The 17295-nt window shown below is 55.3% G+C and carries 15 protein-coding genes; 5 read left to right on the forward strand and 10 right to left on the reverse strand.

Annotated elements, in window-relative coordinates:
* Positions 1 to 106: 106 nt before the first annotated feature.
* From lapB to pgpB, 3 genes are all read right to left on the reverse strand, one after another.
* A complete protein-coding gene (gene lapB / locus AB1748_RS11645; protein ID WP_111140080.1) occupies positions 107 to 1276 on the reverse strand; it encodes a lipopolysaccharide assembly protein LapB in 1170 nt (389 codons plus the stop codon).
* 6 nt (positions 1277 to 1282) lie between these two features.
* Positions 1283 to 1594, reverse strand: a complete 312-nt coding sequence (locus AB1748_RS11650; RefSeq protein WP_111140079.1) for a LapA family protein — start codon at positions 1592 to 1594, stop codon at positions 1283 to 1285.
* Between the two features lie 133 nt (positions 1595 to 1727).
* Positions 1728 to 2486: a phosphatidylglycerophosphatase B gene (gene pgpB / locus AB1748_RS11655; RefSeq protein ID WP_111140078.1), complete on the reverse strand. Its 759-nt coding sequence runs from the start codon at positions 2484 to 2486 to the stop codon at positions 1728 to 1730.
* 227 nt (positions 2487 to 2713) lie between these two features.
* On the opposite strand from pgpB, the gene ribA reads away from it, so the two are divergent.
* On the forward strand, positions 2714 to 3307 hold the full coding sequence (ribA, locus tag AB1748_RS11660) for a GTP cyclohydrolase II (protein ID WP_367395524.1): 594 nt from the start codon (positions 2714 to 2716) through the stop codon (positions 3305 to 3307).
* 32 nt (positions 3308 to 3339) lie between these two features.
* On the opposite strand, the gene acnA is transcribed toward ribA, so the two are convergent.
* The 4 genes from acnA to topA all read right to left on the reverse strand — a co-directional run bounded on the left by acnA (position 3340) and on the right by topA (position 11052).
* Positions 3340 to 6021: an aconitate hydratase AcnA gene (acnA, locus tag AB1748_RS11665; protein ID WP_367395525.1), complete on the reverse strand. Its 2682-nt coding sequence runs from the start codon at positions 6019 to 6021 to the stop codon at positions 3340 to 3342.
* A 593-nt stretch (positions 6022 to 6614) separates the two neighbouring features.
* Positions 6615 to 6773, reverse strand: coding sequence for a YmiA family putative membrane protein (locus AB1748_RS11670; RefSeq protein ID WP_111140074.1), 159 nt, complete (start codon positions 6771 to 6773; stop codon positions 6615 to 6617).
* 496 nt (positions 6774 to 7269) lie between these two features.
* Complete coding sequence (gene cysB, locus AB1748_RS11675; protein ID WP_111140073.1) at positions 7270 to 8244, reverse strand: HTH-type transcriptional regulator CysB; 975 nt, start codon at positions 8242 to 8244, stop codon at positions 7270 to 7272.
* 183 nt (positions 8245 to 8427) lie between these two features.
* Entirely contained in the window at positions 8428 to 11052 is a 2625-nt protein-coding gene (gene topA, locus AB1748_RS11680; RefSeq protein ID WP_293771029.1) for a type I DNA topoisomerase, read from the reverse strand.
* Between the two features lie 383 nt (positions 11053 to 11435).
* Between topA and AB1748_RS11685 the strand changes: the two genes are divergently transcribed.
* Entirely contained in the window at positions 11436 to 11684 is a 249-nt protein-coding gene (locus tag AB1748_RS11685) for a YciN family protein (RefSeq protein ID WP_367395526.1), read from the forward strand.
* Between the two features lie 27 nt (positions 11685 to 11711).
* Here AB1748_RS11685 and sohB read toward each other — a convergent pair whose 3' ends face one another.
* The gene (gene sohB, locus AB1748_RS11690; protein WP_111140070.1) at positions 11712 to 12758 is read right to left on the reverse strand and encodes a protease SohB; all 1047 of its coding nucleotides are present in this window, start codon (positions 12756 to 12758) and stop codon (positions 11712 to 11714) included.
* A gap of 175 nt (positions 12759 to 12933) precedes the next feature.
* On the opposite strand from sohB, the gene AB1748_RS11695 reads away from it, so the two are divergent.
* Both AB1748_RS11695 and cobO read left to right on the forward strand, forming a co-directional pair.
* Positions 12934 to 13695, forward strand: coding sequence for a YciK family oxidoreductase (locus AB1748_RS11695; RefSeq protein WP_111140069.1), 762 nt, complete (start codon positions 12934 to 12936; stop codon positions 13693 to 13695).
* Positions 13695 to 14285: a cob(I)yrinic acid a,c-diamide adenosyltransferase gene (gene cobO / locus AB1748_RS11700; protein ID WP_367395527.1), complete on the forward strand. Its 591-nt coding sequence runs from the start codon at positions 13695 to 13697 to the stop codon at positions 14283 to 14285. The genes AB1748_RS11695 and cobO overlap by 1 nt, the downstream gene beginning before the upstream one ends.
* Before the next feature lie 52 nt (positions 14286 to 14337).
* Here cobO and rluB read toward each other — a convergent pair whose 3' ends face one another.
* Entirely contained in the window at positions 14338 to 15228 is an 891-nt protein-coding gene (gene rluB / locus AB1748_RS11705) for a 23S rRNA pseudouridine(2605) synthase RluB (protein ID WP_293771031.1), read from the reverse strand.
* A 779-nt stretch (positions 15229 to 16007) separates the two neighbouring features.
* Between rluB and AB1748_RS11710 the strand changes: the two genes are divergently transcribed.
* Complete coding sequence (locus AB1748_RS11710) at positions 16008 to 16655, forward strand: serine protease (RefSeq protein ID WP_293771032.1); 648 nt, start codon at positions 16008 to 16010, stop codon at positions 16653 to 16655.
* Positions 16656 to 16667: 12 nt separating this feature from the next.
* On the opposite strand, the gene AB1748_RS11715 is transcribed toward AB1748_RS11710, so the two are convergent.
* Entirely contained in the window at positions 16668 to 17288 is a 621-nt protein-coding gene (locus AB1748_RS11715) for an L-threonylcarbamoyladenylate synthase (RefSeq protein ID WP_111140065.1), read from the reverse strand.
* Positions 17289 to 17295 lie beyond the last annotated feature (7 nt).

Genomic DNA, 17295 nt, shown 5'->3' on the forward strand with positions numbered 1-17295 from the left:
CCGCTGCCTGACGATTTATGCACGTTTGCCGAAGCTCGCATAAGCATTCATTCACTAGTATGTTGTAACTACAATGCGAATAGTAAACTGACCTGCAACGGCCGGATTACTGGCCGTCGAGACCCCGGATAGGTTTGACCGAAGACCAGGTTCGGCAGGATGGGCAGTGCCAGTAGAGCGCATGCGCGGTAAAGCCACACTTCTGGCAGCGATAGCGGGGTTTGGTGCGAATCTGTTCACCCACCATATCGCGCAGCACCATCAGGCTCTCTTTTGCCCGGCCATCTTCTGCATCATGCAGGTTTAAATCCATCAGGCGATGGAAGACTCGCATGGTGGGATGGCGCTCCAGCTGGCGGCTGATGTAGTTCTGTGCCGCTTCTGAGCCCTGCTGCTGCTCCACGATGTCAGAGAGATAAAGCTCGGCTGCGGCCCCGGTGTTCTCCTCCACGCAGCGCTGCAGAAAGTCGGCCCAGGCTTCAGGCTGATTCAGCCGCTGGAAGCAGGTTTCCAGCATCGCCAGCGTCTCACTGACCAGCTCTTTATCCTGATCCAGCACCCGCTGCAGATGCCCGACCGCTCTGGCGTAATCCTCTTTTTCCATCAGGATTCGGCCCATCATGATCGAGATGCGGGCGCTGTTGCGATCGGCAGACTCCCCTTTTTTCAGCAGGCTCATCGCCCGATCCAGATCGTCGCTGCTCATCGCCTGCAACGCCAGTTCGCAGTAGAAATGGGCGATTTCACCCTTCTGCTTCTCTTTGCCCAGTTTAACCAGCCGCTCGGCGACGTCGATCGCCTGCTGCCAGTCGCTGGTCGCCTGATGGATTAACAGCAGCTGCTGCAGCGCGCCCACCCGGAAGTCGGTTTCATCGGTGAGCTGCTTGAACATATCTTCCGCGCGGTCGTAGAGCCCGGCGGCCATATAGTCGCGCCCCAGCTGCTGCACGGCCAGCAGACGCTGTTCGTAGCTCAGCGACGCGCTCTCCATTAATGCCTGATGGATGCGAATAGCGCGGTCCACTTCCCCGCGCGAACGGAAGAGATTACCCAGCGTCAGGTGCGCCTCCACCGTGCCGCTGTCCTCTTTCAGCATATCGAGGAAGAGATCGACCGCTTTATCCTGCTGGTTCGAGAGCAGGAAGTTTACGCCGGCAACATATTCCCGTGACAGCTTATTGGCTTCCTGCTGCTTATCCTGATGCGCGCTGCGACGGCCCATATACCAGCCATAGGCAGCCGCAACCGGCAGTAACAGGAACAGCAATTCATGCATCGGGGGTTATTCCCGGCCAGCCGGTACCGCTGGCGGTGTCGCCAGTGCGGTGTTGCTCTGCTCGATTTGCGCCTGCATACGTCTGATTTTCCGGTTGGCATTGGCCAGCGAGACACGGGTGCGTAACCAGAAGAGGCCGCAGATAATCCAGCCCAGCACAAACCCTGCGCCAAACAGTGATGCCAGTAAGGTCGAAACGCTGAACTCACCCTGCGCCAGCAGATAGTTAAAAGTAATGACCTGATCGTTATGCGCGCCTAAGGTGACGGAAATAATGAAAATGACCAGTACCACTAAAAAAATCAGCAAATATTTCACAGTGCATCCTGTTGTGAGGTTGTCGAATAAATTATGCCAAAACTCCGGCAAAAATGCTGCTCCCAGCAGCATCGGGTGAGTCGCTTTTGCGCAAACCCGATCAATAATATGGGGTCTTCAGGGGGAAATACAATCAGGGCTCCCGCTGAGCCACCTCTTTTTGCTCTTCCGGCGGCAGCGTCAGCGGGCCACAGAACCGCTGTGCCAGCCAGGTCGCCAGCGTCACCAGGAGCCAGGAAAGCAGCGTCGCCACCGCCAGATCCCGCGGCCAGTGCATACCGAGCAGCAGACGGCTGGCCATCACGCCGGTGGCCCAGATGAAGATCACGACCACGGTCTTGTAGTGACGGCGCGGCCAGAGCAGTCCCAGCGCCAGCAGCGCCCAGCTGGCGGCAAACATGGTATGGCCGGAGGGAAAGGCAAAGCCGGTCTCGAACGCCCAGTGCCGCTTCAGCCAGCCGGGGATCTGCGTCTCGTCGGCGATCAGCGACGTCACCATCTCACCACGCTGTTTGCGCTTCAGTTCATAGAAGGTCTTCTCATCCAGACCGTGATGCTGCTCCAGCCAGATCACGTAAGGACGCGGCTCCTGGATCTGCTCTTTGATAAAGGACTTGGTGTACTGCCCCGCCAGAATGGTGGCGTTCATGATGATCAGCAGCAGAATCGCGGGCTTCAGACGAAAGCGCAGGCACCAGAGCATCCAGGCACTCAGCAGCACGCTGGTGAGGATCCCCCACGGGCTGGTGACGGTCTCGGTCATCCAGAACAGGCCTTTCAGCACGAGGTTGCTTTCGCCCGGCTGCCAGCGCCAGCCGGTCAGCCAGACGGAAACCGGCATGATCAGCAACAGCAGCATACCGAAGGTCGTACGACGCGAAATCTTAAACATCCTTTTCCCTTATACCGGTGTCAGAGAACAATAACTGCATAACTTTAGCTTAAAAAAGAATAACATACCTGTTGCCGATTGGATAATCGTGCTTTATCACTGCAATTGGTGTCAGAGAGTACCAGCCCGCTTACGGGTTGTGGCACAATATTGCACGTTTGTCGGGCCACACTGGCCTGTGCACTATCATGATGATAGTGCATCCTCTGAAGGTTCTGGAGAGTCACATGCAGCTTAAACGGGTGGCAGAAGCCAAACTGCCCACGCCATGGGGAGATTTCCTGATGGTAGGTTTTGAAGAATTGGCAACCGGACATGACCACGTTGCGCTGGTCTTTGGCGATATTAATGATAATGAGCCGGTCCTGGCGCGCGTTCACTCCGAATGCCTGACCGGCGATGCACTCTTCAGCCTGCGCTGCGACTGTGGTTTTCAGCTTGAAGCTGCCCTCAATGCCATCGCTGAAGAGGGTCGCGGCGTGCTGCTGTACCATCGTCAGGAAGGGCGCAACATCGGCCTGCTGAATAAGATCCGCGCCTATGCGCTGCAGGATAAAGGGTATGACACCGTCGAAGCCAACCACCAGCTCGGCTTTGCCGCCGATGAACGCGACTTCACCCTGTGTGCGGATATGTTCAAACTGCTGGGCATCAATGAAGTGCGCCTGCTGACCAATAACCCGCGGAAGGTGGAGATCCTGAGCGAAGCCGGGATTAATATCGTTGAGCGGGTGCCGCTGGTGGTGGGACGTAATCCCAAAAACGCGCACTACCTGGATACCAAGGCGAGCAAGATGGGGCATCTGCTGCCGAAGTCCTAAAAAAGAAAAGCCGGGTCGCCCCGGCTTTTTTATCAGTTCAGCATATTGCGGATCACATAGTGCAGGATGCCGTCATTGCGGTAGTAGGTCAGCTCATTACCGGTGTCGATGCGACAGCGGGTGTCCAGCTCCTCTTTGCTGCCGTCCGCGCGCGTCAGGGTAACCTTCACCCTGCAGCCCGGCGTCAGCGCCTGAAGGTTCTCTACGTCAATGCGCTCTTCCCCCGTCAGCCCCAGCGTTTTCCGGGTCACGCCCTGCGGGAATTCCAGCGGAAGGATCCCCATCCCGATCAGGTTAGATCGGTGGATACGTTCAAAAGATTCGGCAATTACCACCCTGACGCCCTGCAGACGGGGACCTTTGGCCGCCCAGTCACGACTTGAGCCTGAACCATACTCCAGCCCGGCAATGACCGCCAGCGGCACCCCTTCCGCCTGATACTTCATCGCCGCATCATAGATGGCCAGCTGCTCGCCGCTCGGATAGTGCCGGGTGTATCCGCCCTCAACGCCGGGCACCATCTCATTACGGATACGGATGTTGGCAAAGGTGCCGCGCATCATCACTTCATGGTTGCCGCGACGCGAACCATAGGAGTTAAAATCGGTGCGCTCCACCCCGTGGGCCAGCAGATAGCGTCCCGCCGGACTTTCCGCCTTAATGCTGCCCGCTGGCGAAATGTGGTCGGTGGTCACCGAGTCACCCAGCATGGCCAGCACCCGGGCGCCGCGAATATCCTGCACCGGCTCCGGCTCTTTCTGCATCGTGTCAAAGAACGGAGAGAGACGAATATAAGTCGAACCCTCATCCCAGTCGTAGGTCGCCGCTTCACTGACCTTGATCTCCTGCCAGTCTGGCGTGCCGTCAAAGACCTCCGCGTACTCTTTGTGGAACATATCGCTGGTTACCTGCTGGACGGCGGTGGCGATCTCTTCCGGTGACGGCCAGATATCTTTGAGATAGACCGGCTGCCCCTGGGGATCGTGGCCCAGCGGTTCGGTCTGCAGGTTGATCTTCATGTTACCCGCCAGGGCATAGGCGACCACCAGCGGCGGCGAAGCCAGCCAGTTGGTTTTGATCAACGGATGAATACGGCCTTCAAAGTTGCGGTTACCCGACAGCACGGCCCCTACCGTAAGATCGCCCGCTTTGATGGCAGATTCAATCTCATCCTTCAGCGGCCCGGAGTTGCCGATACAGGTAGTACAGCCGTAGCCGACCAGGTTGAAGCCCAGCTTATCCAGATAAGCGGTAAGCTGCGCGACGGCTAAATAGTCTGAGACCACTTTGGAGCCGGGCGCCAGTGACGCCTTCACCCACGGCTTGCGTTTCAGCCCGCGCCCGACCGCCTTTTTCGCCAGCAGCCCGGCGGCCATCAATACGCTGGGGTTAGACGTATTCGTACAGGAGGTGATCGCACTGATGACCACCGCGCCGTCAGTCAGCGTGTGAGTCAGTCCTGTGTCGCTGTCCGTATATTCGACGTTTTTGTGCGGCTTCTGTGCGTGATTAACTTCCAGCGCATTGCTGGCGTCGAAGGCGGCAGGCACATCGCCCAGCGAAACCCGATCCTGCGGACGCTTAGGCCCGGCCAGACTCGATTCGACATCGTTCATATCCAGCGCCAGCGTACTGGTGAAGCGCGGCTCATCGCCGGCATGACGCCACAATCCCTGCGCTTTGGTGTAGGCTTCGACCAGCGCCACCTGCTCAGCATCGCGGCCGGTCAGCGTCATATAGCTCAGCGTCACGTCATCCACCGGGAAGAAGCCACAGGTTGCGCCATATTCCGGTGCCATGTTGGCAATGGTCGCGCGATCTGCCAGCGGCAGATCCGCCAGGCCATCGCCATAAAACTCCACAAACTTGCCTACCACGCCATGCTTGCGCAGCATCTGGGTCACGGTGAGCACGAGATCGGTAGCGGTAATGCCCGGCCTCAGTTTGCCGGTGAGTTTAAAACCGACCACATCCGGGATCAGCATTGAGACAGGCTGCCCCAGCATGGCGGCTTCGGCTTCGATACCCCCGACGCCCCACCCCAGCACGCCCAGCGCGTTGATCATGGTGGTATGTGAATCCGTGCCGACCAGCGTATCCGGCCAGGCGTACTCTTCCCCGTCGCGGGTCTCGTGCCAGATCGCCTTACCGAGGTACTCCAGGTTGACCTGATGACAGATACCGGTACCCGGCGGCACCACGCGGAATTTATCAAAGGCTTTCTGGCCCCAGCGAAGAAAAACGTAGCGTTCATGGTTGCGTTCCATCTCCAGCCGGACATTCTCTTCGAACGCGTCATCATCGCCAAAATGATCCACCGTAACCGAATGGTCGATAACCAGGTCGACCGGGGAAAGCGGATTCACTTTTGCCACATCGCCACCCAGACGATTCACCGCTTCGCGCATCGCCGCCAGGTCAACGACGGCGGGGACGCCGGTGAAGTCCTGCATCAGAACACGGGCTGGCCGGTAGGCAATTTCGCGATCGGCGTGGGCATCGGTTTGCCAGTCCACCAGCGCCTGGATGTCCTCTGCGGTGACAGAGTCGCCATCCTGCCAGCGCAGCAGGTTTTCCAGCAGAACTTTGAGAGATTTGGGCAGTTTATCGATATTGCCGAGATGCTGAGCCGCACGGGGAAGACTGAAGATGTGATATTTTTTGGTGTCGACCTGCAGTATTTCCTGACTCTGCTCGCGTAGGGTAGACGACATAGCTCCTCCTTTTCGTTCATGGTCTTAACCTCAAAGAGACAAAGGTTTATGTTAAAGATAGACCACAAATTCGTTAACGTTTTGATTACAACACAAATTGCTACAATCGCCGTAAACGAAAATGCCCCGTGAAATCACGAGGCATCATAAAAGAGGGGGTATTCAGATTAGAGGGTTATCCACACCGCCGCAGACCAGAACGCAAAAGAGAATGCATACGCGCTAAGCCAGGACATTTTAATAATATTCATTGTATCTACTCCTTCGCCGGAATCGGGCGTAAAAGTTTAGCGGTCGTCCTCAATGAGGCGACACCCTTTTGTCGTACAGGTGTGGAGATCGGCAGCCAGAAAGCGTGCCCAGAACATCGGTAATAAAAGAACAGTGACAAATAAACGGTCTTAAAACCTTATTTGTTTTTAGGGTCCAGAAAAGACTCAATAAAAAGTCTCTGGTTATCACTCAAATCCCACGATTCGGGGATAGACACTTTTTCGTCCTTTGCAAGCGGTTCTTTGCCTTTACAGGCAACCGGCTTGTGCTGGCGCGACGTCAGTGAAGGTTTATGGCTGAGTGTATGTGCCCACATGGCTTTAGCCCCAAATACGCCAGATCATTAACGCGACGACTACCCAGAACAGCGCAGAAGCAGCGAATACGGTTAACCAGGCATTGCGACGGGTGTTGCCGGTACGCTCAACCTTGGTGCTTTTTACCGGGAAACCCGGTTCTACTGTCAGTCGTGTATTCATAGTTTTTGATAATCACTCTCAACAAAATGATTGATAACAACGATTAAGATTTAGGAGGAATCCTAAACGCGTTAAGGCCAAAAATCCAGTTATTTTTATTGAGTAAAACGATTAACGGTATTAATCAATAGACGCCAGTAACGTAAGAAACCATTAACTCCGGAACGAACTTTTAATTAAATCAGGCACTCAAAAATTTGAGTTAAATTAAAAACAGATCCATTTATAACTACAGCTGAAACTCAGGAACCGCGTGTTTGCTGGCTAAACGAATCGGCTGTTAACTGGAGTATGGGAATAATCCTGGCGTGTCGCAAAGTGACATAGTTAAAAGTGTGTTGTAATTCGCATTTAAGAAAGCTGAACCGGGAAACCTGTGATCAATGTTTCATTTACAAAAAAATCATAAAAACTTTTGATTCTCATCTGGCGCTAAAGCCTGGAAACAAAAAAGGCTGCACCAGGCAGCCTTATGTTTCAACGCAGGGAATAAACCCTATTTAAACGGCAGCCGGATATCCTTAAACATCGCCTCAATGTCCTCGTTTGAGCGCAGCGCGACCGCCGTGTCTACCACGTCGCGGGTCAGATGCGGCGCAAAACGCTGGATAAAATCATACATATAGCTGCGCAGGAAGGTACTGCGGCGGAAGCCAATTTTGGTGGTGCTGTTGGTAAAGATATCGGCGGCCTCGATGCGAATCAGGTCAGGGTCGGCGACCGGATCAACCGCCATACTGGCGATCACCCCTACCCCCAGCCCCAGACGGACGTAGGTTTTGATGACGTCCGCATCGGTGGCGGTGAAGACGATGCGCGGCGTTAAGCCGGCACGATTGAAGGCCGTATCCAGCTCCGAGCGCCCGGTAAAGCCGAAGGTATAGGTTACCAGCGGATACTCAGCCAGCTCCTCGATGGAGACCTGCCCTTTTCCGGCCAGCGGGTGGTCGGCGGTCACCACAATCGCCCGGTTCCAGTGGTAGCACGGCAGCATGATTAAATCGTCATAGAGATGCAGAGCTTCGGTGGCAATCGCAAAGTCCGCGTTGCCCTTGGAGACGGCTTCCGCGATCTGGGTTGGCGACCCCTGATGCATATGCAGCGAGACGCGCGGATAGCGTTCAATAAAGCCTTTAATGACGCCCGGCAGCGCATAACGAGCCTGGGTGTGTGTGGTGGCCACATAGAGCGAGCCCTTATCCGGCCAGGTGTGCTCACCGGCCACCGACTTAATGGCGTCCACCTTGGAGAGCACTTCACGCGCAATGCGGATGATCTCTTCCCCTGCCGGTGTGACCTGCGTGAGATGTTTACCGCTGCGGGCAAAAATTTGCACGCCCAGCTCATCTTCCAGCATACGCACCTGTTTACTGATGCCGGGTTGAGAGGTGTAAAGACCTTCCGCCGTCGAAGAGACGTTGAGGTTATGGTTTACCACTTCGACGATATAGCGCAACTGCTGTAATTTCATGTCTGTTTTATCCCGGTAAGTTACAGAGTCGCATCCCCGGTTGACGGATAGTCGCGAGGCTGAAGAGAGGCTATGCATCAGGAAAGGCGGAAATGCTATAACAACTATATCAGTTTAAGTGAGAGAGTAGAACGGATTGATATAAGGCTCAGAAAAAGGCCAGCGAACGCTGGCCTGAATGGATTACTTTTTCGCTTCCTGCCATTTGCCATCGATATAGAAGGCTGACCAGCCGGTTGCCTTGCCCTCTTTCTCAGAGGAGACATACTGCTGCTTCGTCTTGCGGCTGAACCGCACCAGCGTCTTGTTGCCTTCCGGGTCGGTGGCGGGCGCCTCGGCCAGATATTTCAGCTTCTCCGGCAGACGGTCGCTGAATCGCTGAAGCTCTTCGACCAGCGGAGCGCGCGTTTCACGCGATTTCGGGAAGGTGTTCGCCGCCAGGAAGACACCGGCCGCGCCGTCACGCAGCACGAAGTAAGCATCTGATTTTTCACATGCCAGCTCAGGCAGCGGAACCGGATCCTCTTTCGGTGGCGCAACTTCACCACTCCGCAGGATCTTACGGGTGTTTTTGCACTCCTCATTGGTACACGCCATATACTTACCAAAGCGGCCCATCTTCAGGTGCATCTCCGATCCGCACTTCTCGCACTCCACCACCGGGCCGTCATAGCCTTTGATGCGGAATTCGCCCTTCTCGATTTCGTAACCATCGCACTCCGGGTTGTTCCCACAGACGTGCAGCTTACGTTCGCTGTCAATCAGGTAGCTGTCCATCGCCGTACCGCACTTCTGGCAGCGACGACGGGCGCGCAGCGCGTTGGTTTCCGCATCATCCCCTTCCAGAATATTCAGGACTTCATTTTCCGGGATCAGGTTGATGGTCTGTTTGCAGCGCTCTTTCGGCGGCAGCGCATAGCCCGAGCAGCCCAGGAAGACGCCGGTGCTGGCGGTGCGGATACCCATCTGACGACTACAGGTCGGGCAGTCAATCGAGGTCAGTACCATCTGGTTCGGCTGCATACCGCCCTCTTCGGGATCTTTCTCGGCCAGCTCAAGCTGCTGAGTAAAGTCGCTGAAGAAGTGATCGAGCACCGCTTTCCATTCCGCCTGATTGTTGGCGACCTGGTCCAGGCTGCTCTCCATGTGAGCGGTGAAATCGTAGTTCATCAGTTCGCGGAAGTTCTCTTCCAGGCGATCGGTGACGATTTCGCCCATTTTTTCCGCATAGAAGCGGCGGTTTTCCACTCTGACGTAGCCGCGATCCTGAATGGTCGAGGTGATGGCCGCATAGGTAGAAGGACGACCGATGCCACGCTTCTCCAGCTCACGCACCAGCGAGGCTTCGCTGAAGCGCGCCGGTGGCTTGGTGAAGTGCTGACCCGGCACCAGCGTCGTGAGATCCAGTACATCACCCACGCTGACCGCAGGCAGTGTGCGATCTTCATCGTTCTTGCGCAGTGCGGGCATCACTTTAGTCCAGCCGTCAAACCGCAGGATCCGGCCTTTAGCTTTCAGGCGGAAATCGCCAGCCGCGGCGGTAATGGTGCTGGAGTCATACTTCGCTGGCGTCATCTGACAGGCAACAAACTGGCGCCAGATCAGCTGATAGAGTTTCTGCGCATCCGCTTCCATATCCTTCAGCTTTTCCGCCACCACTTCCACGTCAGAAGGACGAATCGCTTCGTGCGCCTCCTGAGAGTTCTCTTTGCTGGCGTAGGTGATGGCGTTGTCAGGCAGATATTTCTTGCCGAAATGGTTTTCGATGTAGCCGCGCGCCATGGCAACCGCATCCTGACTCAGGTTGGTTGAGTCGGTACGCATATAGGTAATGTGACCCGCTTCGTAGAGCCGCTGGGCCATCATCATGGTTTTTTTCACGCCAAAGCCCAGACGGGTGCTCGCCGCCTGCTGCAGGGTCGAGGTGATATAGGGCGCGCCCGGCTTGCTGCTGGTCGGCTTATCTTCACGATCCACGATTTCAAAACGCGCTTTTTCCAGCAGCGCCACGGCGGCGTAGGTTTCGTCACGGTTGACCGGACGGAAGGCTTTGTCGCCGTGATGGGTGACATCCATCGAAAGCTCATCGCCCTTCGGCGTGGTCAGCGCGGCATTGATTTCCCAGTACTCTTCAGGAACGAAGGCTTTAATCTCGCGTTCACGCTCCACCACCAGGCGAACCGCAACGGATTGCACACGTCCGGCCGAGAGGCCGCGGGCGATCTTCTTCCACAACAGCGGCGAGACCATGTAGCCCACCACGCGATCCATAAAACGACGCGCCTGCTGAGCATTGACCCGATCGATATTCAGTTCGCCCGGCTTTTCAAACGCCTGGCGGATTGCATTCTTTGTGATTTCGTTAAACACGACGCGGCTGAAGCGTGAGTCATCGCCGCCAATGACTTCCCGCAGATGCCAGGCGATGGCTTCCCCTTCGCGGTCAAGGTCGGTTGCGAGATAGATGTGGTCAGCACTGGCGGCTAACGCTTTCAGCTCGGCCACGACTTTCTCTTTGCCGGGCAGGATCTGATAATCCGCTTCCCAGCCGTGATACGGGTCTACGCCCATACGGCTGACGAGCGCGGCTTTCTCATCTTTTTTAACTTTTTTGACTTTCTTGTCGGTCGAAGCGTCTTTGGCTTTCTTCTCTGTCGAGGCGTCAGCACTCTTCTTTGCGGTTGACCCACTGGTCGGCAGATCCCGGATATGACCCACGCTGGATTTAACCACGTAGTCACTGCCCAGGTATTTATTGATTGTTTTAGCCTTTGCCGGGGACTCAACAATAACGAGTGCTTTACCCATATTTACCTTTACCTAATGAAAACATCCTGCTTAGCGGGAGAGAATTGGATGCCCAAAAACCCATTGGGTTCAATATTGCTGCGCCTGTTTAACATTTCAAGGCGGAGGGGTCAATCTCAGAACAGATGATGTGACTTTATGCAACTACATGATAAAGAGTGCTTTTTCCATCTGAACTTATCGCACATCCCGGTGCAAAATCCCTGAAATCGGAATCGCCCACACTCTACCTGATAAAATCTGTTACGCAACTTAATTAGCACTCCACCCGGACTTACGCCAGATTTCCGCACAGAATCCGGCATCTGGCTCCAGGTTGTCACGCCCTGTGGCTCGCCAGTAATATAGAAAGGATTTGGGTACTGTCAAAAAGGAGTGAATAAATGCAGAAAACGACTCAGGCTATTTCCCGCCAGGCATTGCTGGAAAAAGCCAACGCGCTGATCAGGGAACACGATGATTATGTCACGGGAATGCAGGCGGATGAAGTCACCCAGCAGGGTGATGTGCTGGTCTTTCGCGGTCCGTTTTTTCTCGACGCCGATGGGCTGCCAACCCCCAAAACCACGGCGGTGTTTAACGTCTTCAAACACCTGGCCGTTGCGCTGTCGCCGCTCTACCACCTGGAATAAAAAACCCGGCTCGCGCCGGGTTTCGCATCACAGCAGCGGCTTCTCACCGCGCTGCCAGAGTTTCAGCAGCAGCCGCTCCGCCACTGAACCGGCGCTCTGCGTAAAACGGTCCATCATTTTACGCCGACGGGCGTAGTGCACGCCGAGGACGCTGAACCGCTCCATGTGACGGATGATCAGGTCGTCACTGGTGCCGATTTCGTCAACCAGACCAAGATCCAGCGCCTGACGGCCATACCAGTGTTCACCGGTTGCCACCCGATCGATATCCAGTGACGGCCGCATCTGGTGAACAAACTGTTTAAACAGCAGATGAGTCTCATCCAGATCTTCCTGGAATTTTTCCCGTCCTTCCGGCGTATTTTCCCCGAACAGCGTCAGCGTACGCTTGTACTGCCCGGCGGTGTGCAGCTCAACGTCAATGTCGTTGCGCTTCAGCAGACGGTTGAAGTTCGGGATCTGCGCGACGACGCCGATGGAGCCGATAATTGAGAACGGCGCGGCCACAATACGGTCGGCCACGCAGGCCATCATGTAACCGCCACTGGCCGCCACTTTATCCACCGCGGCGGTGATGCGCACGCCCTCATCACGCAGACGCTGCAGCTGCGAAGCTGCGAGGCCATAGCCATGCACCACCCCGCCCGGACTCTCCAGACGCAGCAACACCTCATCGCCCGGCTGCTTCACCGCCAGCACGGCAGAGATCTCTTCACGCAGTGAGCTCACCTCACCGGCGTCCATGCTGCCTTTGAAATCGAGCACATAAAGCGTGGGCTTCACACTGTCGGTCTGCCCCTGTTTCGCCGCCTGCTTTTCCGCTTTAGCTTTCTGCTTTTCGCTCTTTTTATGGTTTTTCAGCCAGACCTTTTGCGCCTGCGGTTTCATTTTTGCCAGCTGCAGATCATCTTTCATCTGCTGATAGTCATCACCCAGATGCGTCAGACGAAGCTGGCCGCTTTGTGCCCGCTTGCGGAGCGCAGCATTCATAATAATCATGACAATCGCAGCGACGGCAACCACCAGCGTCACCGCTTTCGCTAAAAACAGTCCATACGTCGAAATAAAATCCATCAGGTCGCCTTAGTAAACAGAAAATCGAAAACAGTCTGCCAGTTTAGCCGCTTTGCCCCGCCTCGTCGCCTGAAATGCCAGCAGCCGGCACAGAATGCGCACCCTGACGATTGCGCCGATTCGTTATTTCAGGCATAAAGCGGAATCATGCTGTTTTCGCCGGAGGAACCCCGCTGTGCATTATCAACCGAAAAGCGACCTGCTCAATAACCGTATTATTCTGGTCACTGGCGCTTCAGATGGCATCGGCCGGGAAGCGGCGCTGACCTATGCGCGCTACGGCGCTGACGTGATCCTGATGGGTCGCAATCCTGAGAAACTTCAGCAGGTCGAACAGGCCATTAATCAGCTGAATAAACGCCCTGCTCACCGCCTGGTGTTCGATCTGGCCGAGGCGACCCCGGAACGCTGCCGCCAGGTCGCCGATCGGCTGCAGCAGCAGTTTCCGCGTCTTGATGGCGTGCTGCACAACGCCGGGATCCTCGGAGAAATCGTGCCGCTGGCCGAGCTGGAGCCGCAGATCTGGCAGGACGTGATGAACATCAACCTGGACGCCACCTTCTTCCTGACCCAGGCGCTGCTGCCGCTGCTGCTGAAGTCAGACGCAGGCTCTCTGGTCTTTACCACCTCCAGTGTCGGCCGCACCGGGCGCGCTGGCTGGGGCGCCTATGCCGTCTCAAAATTTGCGACTGAAGGGATGATGCAGGTGCTGGCTGACGAATATAAGAACCAGTCGCTGCGGGTCAACTGTATCAATCCGGGCGGCACCCGGACCAAAATGCGCGCCAGCGCGTTTCCGCAGGAAGATGCCAGTAAGCTGAAAACCCCCGCCGACCTGATGCCGCTCTACCTCTATCTGATGGGCGATGACAGTCGCCGCAAGACCGGCATCAGCTTCGATGCGCAGCCAGGCAGAAAACCGGGAGCCGCAGAATAATGGCGGACGATCGTCATCAGCAGCGTCAGCAGCGGCTCAAGGAGCAGGTGGATGCGCGGATTGCCGCGGCGACCGAGGTACGCGGCATCCTGATGGTCTTTACCGGCAACGGCAAAGGCAAGACCACCGCCGCCTTTGGCACCGCACTGCGCGCCACCGGGCACGGCAAACGCGCTGCGGCTATCCAGTTTATTAAAGGTGAGTGGCCGAACGGCGAGCGCAATCTGCTGGCGCAGCACGGCGTTGAATTTCAGGTGATGGCCACCGGTTTTACCTGGGATACCCAGAACCGGGAAACGGATACGGCCGCCTGCCTGGCCGTCTGGCAGCATGCAAAACGGATGCTGGCCGATGAACAGCTTGACCTGGTGATACTCGACGAGATCACCTATATGGTCAGCATGGATTATCTGCCGCTGGAGGAAGTGATCGCGGCCCTGCAACAGCGTCCGGCGCATCAGAGCGTCATTATTACCGGCCGTGGCTGTCATCGCAGTCTGCTGGAGATGGCGGATACGGTGACCGAGATGCGGCCGGTTAAGCACGCATTCGACGCCGGTATTCAGGCCCAGCAGGGCATCGACTGGTAGCAGAAAAAGAAAACGCAGCCCGGAGGCTGCGTTTTTTTCGTCGGTGACGTCGTTATCCGGCGTTGCGTTTGCTGCCCGGATTACGGCGTGGCGTACGCGGCGTGCTGCTCACTTTGCTGTGGCGTTTCACGGCGCGACGGATCTGATTCGCTTTGGTACGACGGCGATCTTTCTCCACCACCAGCTTAGTCACGGTCTCATCATCCATCCCGACCAGATTGCGCAGGTAGTTGACCGCTGGCAGATCCAGTTCGGTCCAGCCGCCCCGCGGCAGCCCTTTCGGTAAGGTAATATCGCCATAGCGGACACGCATCAGACGGCTGACCTGCACACCGACGGCTTCCCACAAACGACGGACTTCACGGTTACGTCCTTCGGTCAGGGTCACGTTGTACCACTGGTTGATCCCCTCTCCGCCACCAAAACGCAGGGTCTTGAAGGCAGCCGGGCCATCTTCCAGTTGCACCCCCTTGCTCAGCTGACGGATTTTATCGTCATCAACCTGGCCAAAGACACGCACCGCATATTCACGTTCCACTTCACGGCTTGGATGCATCAGGCGGTTAGCCAGTTCACCATCGGTGGTAAAGAGCATCAGACCACAGGTGTTCACATCCAGACGGCCAACGGCAATCCAGCGTGAGCCGCGCAGACGCGGCAGGCGGTCAAAGACAGTCGGGCGACCTTCAGGATCGCTGCGGGTGCAGAGCTCGCCTTCCGGTTTGTAGTACGCCAGCACGCGGCAGACTTCGGTTGCTGATTCAGCAATCGACACCAGATGACCATCAATACGGATTTTCAGGGATTTGCTGCTCTCGACACGATCGCCCAGGGTGGCGATTTTGCCGTCGACGCTGACGCGGCCAGCAGCAATCATGGATTCGATTTCACGCCGCGAGCCATGACCGGCCCGGGCTAAGACTTTCTGTAACTTTTCGCTCATGGCGCTTCCTCTTTGTCGCCTTCCCAGGCGTCACGGTAGGGTGATAATTCTATATGAATCAACAGCTTAAACTATCAATTTGGGCCCATTATACAGATATTTAACCCCGAAGTAACGCCCTTTGTGAGCGAGCCTGTAACAAATAAAGAAGCCTCGATCGCTGAAAGTTTTATTCCGGATAATTCAACATCTCATTAATTTAACAGCAGAGGTTTGATTAGAGAATATGTTTAATAAAACGGCTTTCGCAGAAACTTTAGAGCTGATGGCAATTAAATTTTCTGTTCTGCCCTGCTCAACGGGCCTGTTGTTCTGATGATCAAAATATTAACACTATCTTACACTTCACCCGATTCCATCCCGCTTCCAATTCTCTGCAAAAAAGATTAAAGGTAGCATATAACACTGGATGATTGCGTTTAGTCAACCTGACCCATGGGCGTAAATGAAAAGGTCAGATTATTCTTAATGGAGATTTAATTAAAACCTTATTTTCAGAGATATTTCCTTTTTATCAGCATTAATAAATTGTATGACACTATTAAGCTGATACACTTTATCTCAGCAGCACCATAAAAAAGCAGAGCCTGCCGTTATAAGGGGTTCGCGAAAAGAAAGTTTTACCTTAGTGATTCGTTAATAAATATCGTGCTTTGATTAATCCAATAAACCGGCGCATACGGAATTATTGCGTTAATACGGTTCAGTGATGAACCTTGTTTGCATGTCAAAAGTCTTCACCAGGGATTTCCTGACATGCCAGAAGAAAGAAACCCATCATGAGAAACCTGACGCTGTTTCCGGTGCTTGCTGCACTGGTGCTGAGCGGGTGTTCTGTGGGCCACACCGAGTACAGTCGTACGGCGATGCAGCACGTAGATATGAGCGTGACTGGCATTCCGACGATCCTCGGGCTTGGCACACTGGGCACCAGCATTCCTTTGACGCCTGAATATAGCCTGACGGCGGCGCACGTCGCTAAAACGGCCGTGCAGCGCGTAAAGTCCTATCACCCCTATTGCGATCTTGCGATTATTTATCACAAGAACGATGCCGGAACGTTGGCTAAATTCCGCAGCGGTGATATTGGCGATCCCGTTAAAATGTATGGCTACAGTTTTATTTCCGCCATGCCGGTGGAGTCGAAGGGCGTTAATTTAGCCCGCACCGCTATCCGGAATAACTGGAATAAAAGCCCCTGCCTGGCGATGGCGTCAAATGCCGGTGTGGTTCAGGGCATGTCGGGCGGCGGCGTGTATAACAGTGATGACACGTTAAGCGGCGTTATTGTGGGATATTCCGATGCCATTAAAAATGGCCGTAATGGAAAAGTGATCCTGAAAGATGTTTCACTTTATATTCCCTACGGCCAGTTTAAAAACTGGTTGCAGTCAAACCTGCAACAGGCACCCGAACGCGGTGCCTGACACCCGGTTTAATTACTGAAACGGGCGGGTATCACCGACGCCTTCACGTACAATTTCCGGCGCATCGGTGGTCAGATCGATCACCGTCGTCGGCTGTTGCCCCAGCGTGCCGCCGTCAATAATCAGATCGACCAGCTTACCGATGCTGTGCTGAATTTCTTCCGGATCGGATTCGGTGAAATCGTTGCCCGGCAGGATTAGGGAGGTCGACATCATCGGCTCATTCAGCGCGTCCAGCAGCGCCAGCGCCACCGGATTGGACGGCACGCGCAGACCGATAGTTTTACGTTTTTCATTCATCAGGCGGCGCGGCACCTCTTTGGTCGCCTTGAGGATGAAGGTGTAGTTGCCTGGCGTATTATTTTTCAGCAGTCGAAACGCGGAGTTACCCACCTGCGAATAGACGGAGAGCTCCGAGAGATCACGACACATCAGGGTGAAATTGTGGTGCCCGTCGAGCTGACGGATACGACAGATCCGCTCCATCGCGCCTTTCTCCTCCAGCCGACAGCCCAGCGCGTAACCGGAATCCGTTGGATAAACGATGACGCTGCCTTTGTTCAGGTAGTCGACCGCCTGCTTAATCAGACGCGGTTGCGGGTTGTCCGGATGAATATGAAACAGTTGACTCATAGAAACC

Source organism: Pantoea sp. Ep11b, from assembly GCF_040783975.1.
GTDB lineage: Bacteria > Pseudomonadota > Gammaproteobacteria > Enterobacterales > Enterobacteriaceae > Pantoea.